Origin of the sequence: Oligoflexus sp. (assembly GCF_035638955.1) — a bacterium.
Lineage (GTDB): Bacteria > Bdellovibrionota_B > Oligoflexia > Oligoflexales > Oligoflexaceae > Oligoflexus.
This window is the reverse complement of sequence record NZ_DASQYZ010000111.1, coordinates 1-5,182: the sequence shown is the minus strand read 5'-3', so window position 1 is coordinate 5,182 and position 5,182 is coordinate 1. Positions and strand designations below refer to the sequence as shown.

At 48.3% G+C, this 5,182-nt stretch carries 7 protein-coding genes; 5 read left to right on the top strand and 2 right to left on the bottom strand.

Features of this window, described 5'->3' with window-relative positions; genetic code table 11:
- A partial coding sequence (locus tag VE954_RS10455; RefSeq protein ID WP_324952398.1) for a GNAT family N-acetyltransferase occupies window positions 1–485 on the top strand: 485 nt, incomplete at its 5' end.
- 216 nt (window positions 486–701) lie between these two features.
- Here the strand turns inward: VE954_RS10455 and VE954_RS10450 are convergent.
- Window positions 702–1,148, bottom strand: coding sequence for a DUF1036 domain-containing protein (locus tag VE954_RS10450; protein WP_324952396.1), 447 nt, complete (start codon window positions 1,146–1,148; stop codon window positions 702–704).
- A gap of 386 nt (window positions 1,149–1,534) precedes the next feature.
- Entirely contained in the window at window positions 1,535–1,867 is a 333-nt protein-coding gene (locus tag VE954_RS10445) for a hypothetical protein (protein ID WP_324952394.1), read from the bottom strand.
- Window positions 1,868–2,443: 576 nt separating this feature from the next.
- On the opposite strand from VE954_RS10445, the gene VE954_RS10440 reads away from it, so the two are divergent.
- From VE954_RS10440 to VE954_RS10425, 4 genes are all read left to right on the top strand, one after another.
- Entirely contained in the window at window positions 2,444–2,923 is a 480-nt protein-coding gene (locus VE954_RS10440; RefSeq protein WP_324952393.1) for a hypothetical protein, read from the top strand.
- 557 nt (window positions 2,924–3,480) lie between these two features.
- Window positions 3,481–3,762, top strand: a complete 282-nt coding sequence (locus tag VE954_RS10435; RefSeq protein WP_324952391.1) for a hypothetical protein — start codon at window positions 3,481–3,483, stop codon at window positions 3,760–3,762.
- Window positions 3,755–4,807, top strand: coding sequence for a baseplate J/gp47 family protein (locus tag VE954_RS10430; protein ID WP_324952389.1), 1,053 nt, complete (start codon window positions 3,755–3,757; stop codon window positions 4,805–4,807). The genes VE954_RS10435 and VE954_RS10430 overlap by 8 nt, the downstream gene beginning before the upstream one ends.
- Window positions 4,800–5,182: hypothetical protein (locus tag VE954_RS10425; protein ID WP_324952387.1), on the top strand; the 383-nt coding region annotated here is incomplete at its 3' end. The genes VE954_RS10430 and VE954_RS10425, both read left to right, overlap by 8 nt.

Genomic DNA, 5,182 nt, shown 5'->3' with positions numbered 1-5,182 from the left:
ATGCACGACGGTTTACGATTTCTAGTGCCGCGGTTAAATCGTTGTCGGGAGACATTGTGAAAATTCGGAAACTTAAGATCAATGAAGGAAACATTGTATTTCCTATAATCCAACAGCTGCGCACCGAACTTACTCTGACCCAGTTTATTGAGAAGTGGGAACGGGTGACCGAACACGGCTATTGTCTCATTGGCGCTTTTATTGAAGGCACTCTCGTTGGTGTAATTGGCTTCAGGCCTGTAGAAACGCTTGCGCGAGGCCGTCACCTACATGTCGACGACCTTGTTATTCATGACTCAAGACGTGGGAGCGGTATCGGGCAAGCTTTACTTCAGCATGTCGAAGACCTTGCTTTGAGAGGGGAGCGCTTGGCAGTATTTCTTGATAGTAGACCCGAAGCCATGGGCTTTTATGAAAAGCTGGGATATTCTTTGCATCCAGCTCCTTTGGTCCGCAAGCGCTTGACTGCCAAACCTAATAACTGACAGACGGAGATTGTAGACGCTGAGCGCCGTACTTTTCCAGTTCATGTCAGTACACAAGCATTTCCCCAATAAACCATAACTTCACGCTCTCCAAAACCCTCATTGTCCAATAAACGCTGGCTCCATCCCCGCAGAAAACGGAAGGCCCTGCCTCAGAGTGAGCCGACAGAGCCTTTGTTCGTCCTGACAGTGACCGCAACTGCCTCCGTCAGCGGCTCAGTTCAAACCGATTTCGTAGACGTTAAAGTTGGCAGTAGTAAAATCAAAAATATGCCCCTGTTCGAACCGATACTCAGATCCTGCTGGCGCGTTGCCGCAGACCCGCTGGTCAAGATTTTCATGCCATACGGGAAGACGTACGCAGACTCTGGAAGGTGACACTACACTGTCGATGCCAAAAGCGTTTGTGGACTTCCAGCCAGAGCTACTATACGCAAACAGCTGGAAAAGGCCGGAGAAGTTTGACAACAGGTCAATACATTGGCTTGGTTCCATTTGATACCAGCCATTTGACTTAAAGCTGCCGAAAACTTCAGTCGCATACGAAGCCCATACCACTTCAGCTCGGTAGTTGCATACCTTGATGACATTGACTGAGGCAAAAGCTGGGGCTGAAAGTGTGCTGACAGCCACGCCCGCTAGAAATAGTAAACTTTTATGCATTTTTTGTTCCTCAGAAAAATTTGGAAAGCGAAAATTTATACCAACACTGCTGCTTCGAGGAAGACGATAAGTTTTTTATAATGCTGCAGGAAAAACCAACTTATGGGGAAAAGGTAAAAATCTGTACGCAGGAATAAACCCGATTTCCTTACCCCTCTAAGTGGCTTGTAGTATCGGGGGATGGCAAGGATTCGTGATTTTTCCGCCATTTGACCTTGAACGCCTTGAAAGGCGGGACTCACGGCATAGCGTGCAATTCTTTCGCTAGTCGAGTCGGTAGGCAATACGCCCTGTTCTGATGCAAAGCTTCATCCAAAACCGCTTTTCACACTGAGGGCATTTTCGCCAAAGATGGGCTATCCCATGAATAACCGAGTCCATCATGCTTACAAACCAAGGATATTTTTGGCCTTGGGTTCCTTGGAGCGTTTGCCCTTGGGGTTCGCCAGCATGAAATCCTTATAAGCCTTGCTGGCTTCGATCTTCTCTATCACGGAAATTCGGTAAGCATGGATCGGTCCGGCATCGACAAGCTCACCCGCAAGAAAACGGAAGATGCCTTGCTCAGTCCATCCTCTCACCTTCAACAGGGTGGATTTTGAGAGAAAGGTTTTTTGCCACTTCTCCCGCATCTCTTCGGCTTTCTTGCGTCCATACTCGCGCCGTTCACCATCCGAAAAGAGTCGATAGCGGCCTTCGCGACGATCCCAATATTCCATGCGGCCTCCTACCCTTGACTGTGTAGAAATCAATTCGCAGATATAATATCTGCACTTAAAAAAATACACGGTTTTTTACACAGAAAAAAACCCGAAATGCGGTGTTCTTATTCCCGTGGATACCATGTGTAAAAACCGTTCGTATTTTATACTTCGGCTTTTGCACGCTATGCCGTGAGTCCCGCCTTTCAAGGCGTTCAAGGTCAAGTGGCGGAAAAATCACGAATCCTTGCCATCCCCAATGCAGGCATCATCCCGGCCGACATAGAGGAGATCATCTTTTGCAGTATTTTCCAACCTCGAACGTCATGCACAAAGGCTGCATGAAAGGTATCCGCATCGGACCAGGGACAACGAGGATATATGACTGGAGGCTCTCTTTATTCCTTGGGTCGGTCAATCCAACGGCTCTGTTTATCAGAGCACAGCCCAGGCTTTCGTCACTGAAGATATTCCGGAAACAATCAAAGGCCACTGGATAATGTGTCCTGCAAGAACCCGATTGACAACCCCAACCTTGACAATAAAGTACGTGGGCCGCTAAGTGATCCCGCTACAAGACCAGGAGAAATCCAGATGCTGGACAAGAGTCGATTGGTTTCTTTAATTATTACGCTGTACACAATTATAGGATTTCAAACTATCGAAAACTTTTTTCCAGGTGGATTTGCCACAATTGTCTGGGGCTGCAAAGCGCTCGACGCGCCATGCACTGAGTTCGCGCAAGACCTGGATGCTGGGGTACAGTGTCTGGTACTTGGATTTGTACTCGTACTAATATATTTCTTTGAACCATCGTCGCCCAAGCTGATCAATGCGCGAGGAGAACCACGGTTCCATATCGTGATTCTCAGCGTCATTTCGGCCATCCTCTCGCTGTGGAGCTTCCATGCGGCCTTTGGGAGCTTTAATGGCACTAGCGTTTCCTCCCGTGAGAATGCGCAGGTGTATGTCATGATTCTGATACTTTCAAGCTTGCTCGTCTATTCGATTTTCACGATCTCAGTAGCCACTTTAAGCAGGTTCCTTTCACGTAAATTTCCCAGTAAATCCTAAAAGCCTATCCGAAACCCGGCAGCTACGAAGCAATGCTGCATATATGCTTTACACTGACAGCGCTTTGTATTGCTGTGGTTTTCGGGGAGGATTTTTTATTTAAAAACCCCTTCAATGAGCTAGCAAGAAGACTAAAAAAGTTTGGGTTGTAGCTTTCTTTTTCGGCACTATAATTACCACTTCATCGTCAACACCAATCCTAAGCGCACAGAAAATAAAACCAGAACTTCCATTCTTACAGGGAAGCTTTAAGACTCCCGCGATTCCGGTCGCAGGCGATCACTGATCCATACGCATACACCCCAGCATCGCAACAATCGGAAAGCACTCGATGTGCGTCACGCACAGCCTTATAGTGTGAAATCCATGTCTGCTCCCGCTCTGCAGCAAAGTATTCGGGAAGATGTTGGGAAACACATGGCATTTTTATCCCATCCGGAAGCCCTTGGGTGACAAGGGTTCCCGGACTTTACCTGAAAGCCATGATAAGCAGGGGCTGCAAAGCATTTTCTTGAAAGCGTTGGCATTCAAGGAAAACGTTAAAGTGGAGTGGAAAAGTGGAAATCAGCAGGCGCCGTGCACTGGAAATTGCCCTCTTCAGCGAGCCAAAATACTGGCTCGATGACAGTCAGGCGCGACTATCAGATTCGCTGCTGCCGCTGCTCAATCGGGCCGTCATCACCCAGGAGCTCCTGAATGCAATCGAAGAGAAGGCCAGAATTCAGGCCGGGAAGGTTGGGGTCAGGTTTGTCAGCATTGAGCAGCGCGGCGGCTCAATCGTTGGCCTGATCTTTGAAGATAATGAGGGACTCGTGAAAGTGGGGATGGCCAATGGCTGACTTTGCGCGGATTCGGGCTGAACTGATGAACGGGATACTGCGGGATGGTCAAAGAGTGCCGGAAAACCTTGACCCGGAATACCTTATCAAAGCGTTGGCAGAAGGGGTATTTAGCCAGCAGCTGCGCATCAACTATCTGACGGACCAGATTTTGCCGTCCACAGCGGACGAAAAATACCTGCTCCTGCACGGACGAAACAAAAAAATCCCGCGTGGCCAGGGTTCGAAGGCTCGCGGCTTCGCTCTCACCAATGCCCCATCTGGATTCCTCGGGGTGGGAGCCCGCCTTATATCCTCATCCGGCGCCGAATACATCGTGCTCTATGGTGTGAATGACGAATTCAGCTACGCAATTGAATCGGTGGAAATCGGCGAAGATAAAAATCTGCAGTTCAATGCAGTTTTAAGGGTGGTAAACCCGATTGACCTTTTGGATTCACTTGTCGTCTCTATCACGGGGATAACCGGCGGATCAGATATCGAAACAATCGAAAGCTATCAGGAACGCGTTATTGACGCCTGGGCCAATACCGGAACCTATGGCAGCACAGAGAGCTATTACACCTGGCTGAAAGAAATTCAGGAGCTTTCAAAGTCTTTTATATTCGAGGTAACACCATTTCCAGGCGTCACAAGCTGGGCAGCTCTTGTCAGAATTGGCGATGATGACTGGGATTTTCCGAACACTCTTATCATCAATAAGGTTCAGGAATTCCTTAACGCGAGGCGGCCGCCAGGAGCTAGGATTCAATGGCTTACAGAGGCAGGAATCGTTCGACTGACTCTCATCATATTTCAGGTTCCCGAAGAACTGCAGGAGCAGCTTACATTTTTTATTCGCAATCAAATATATGAACGTGCCGCTATAAAAGGCGCATCAAACATGGGCAGCGGAGAGGTTACCGAGGGCTATATTCGAAACATTATATCAGCTTTTCTCGACGGAAGTGACTTCAATGTGGTCATAGGACCAACTGATAAAATCGGCCGCGGACGACTGAATTTTGGAGAAATCATCCTCCTTGGAAACGTGGTATATGCCTGATTTTTACCCATTTTCGCAGCTTCTTCTCGACCTGCTTCCCAATGGGGAGCCTTGGAACAAATCGCCTGGCTCAGAACTGGAGAAAACCGCATCAAAAATTGGCAATATTTTCCACGTTATCGACTTTTTACTTGATTCATTTCCGGGAGAACTGTCACCGGAAACCTGCTCACAAGGGCAGCTGATAAAATTTCAAAAAGAGATGGGTGTTCCTCTGGACACTTCGGCTGCAGGTCGGGACACCGCCGTGCGCGCATATACATCAACAGGCATCATTTCACTTTCAGAGTTGAAAAGAGAGTTGAAGGATGCGGCCGGTATTGAGCCGGTCATCATCGAATACATGCCTTCAAGAGCTGGCCAGCTGCGCTGTGG